At 53.5% G+C, this 1,121-nt stretch carries 1 protein-coding gene; it reads right to left on the bottom strand.

Annotated elements, in window-relative coordinates:
• Window positions 1–1,121: calcium-binding protein (locus Q384_RS11025; protein WP_037588150.1), on the bottom strand; the 1,121-nt coding region annotated here is incomplete at both ends.

The raw sequence follows: 1,121 nt of genomic DNA, 5'->3' as shown, positions 1-1,121 counted from the left end.
TCATTGCCGTCGCCGATTAAATTCACATCGCCGCCGTCCAAATAATCATTGCCCGCGCCGCCGTACAACACATCACTGCCTTGCCCGCCCCACATTTGATCATCGCCGTCGCCGCCGTTTAAAACATCATCGTATTCATCGCCTTCAGGAATCACATCGCGTCCGCCGCCGTCTGAGAAGTCGCCAATCAGTTGATCATTGCCGCTGCCGCCCTCCAAATGATCACGCCCGCCGCTGCCTGCCAAATAATCATCACCCGAACCGCCGTCTAAACGGTCATCACCATAACCGCCCCACAGCCGATCATTGCCGTCGCCGCCATACAATCGATCATCACCCGCCAAGTCTTCATTGTGTCCACTTCCTTCAGCAAAATAATCATCGCCCAATAAAATGTCGTTGCCCTCGCCGCCATACAGCTGATCACTGCCTTGGCCGCCGTATAATTCATCATCGCCCGCGCCGCCGTCCAAAACATCATCGTATTCATCGGCAGCCGCAACCTTTTCGTGCCCTTCATCAATAGCAAAGTCACCCCACAATCGATCATTGCCGCTGCCGCCGATTAAATAATCGCGTCCGCCGCCGCCCGCCAACTGATCATTGCCTTCACCGCCGTCTAAAGTATCATCGCCGAAACCACCAAAGATTTCATCATCGCCCGCTTCGCCGAATAAATAATCATTGCCGATTTGGTTTTGGTTTAATTGATTGTTGCCCTCGGAAGCATCACCCCAAAGCACATCATTGCCGTCGCCGCCAAACAGCCAATCATCGCCGCCGTTGCCTGCCAAATGGTCATTGCCGTTGCCGCCGTACAGATAATCGTTGCCGTGATACTGAACCGCAATAACACGTTCCATACCATCGCCTTCCAGCCAGTCATCGCCGTCGCCGCCATACAGCGTATCGTTATTGCCGCCGCCTCTGATTTCGTCATTGCCGCTGCCGCCGTCTAAATAATCTTTGCCGTGGTATTCACCCGGTACCGTATTGAGGATATCGCTGACAGTGGTGCCGTCGCCCTCTAAAAAATCATCACCGCCGCCGCCGTAAATCACATCATCGCCTGCCAACCCCTGAATATAATCATTGCCGTCTTTATCACCCTCTTCAAAATC

Origin of the sequence: Stenoxybacter acetivorans DSM 19021 (genome assembly GCF_000745895.1) — a bacterium.
Lineage (GTDB): Bacteria > Pseudomonadota > Gammaproteobacteria > Burkholderiales > Neisseriaceae > Stenoxybacter > Stenoxybacter acetivorans.
Note: the sequence above shows the minus strand (reverse complement) of the source record. Positions and strands in the feature narration are given on the sequence as shown.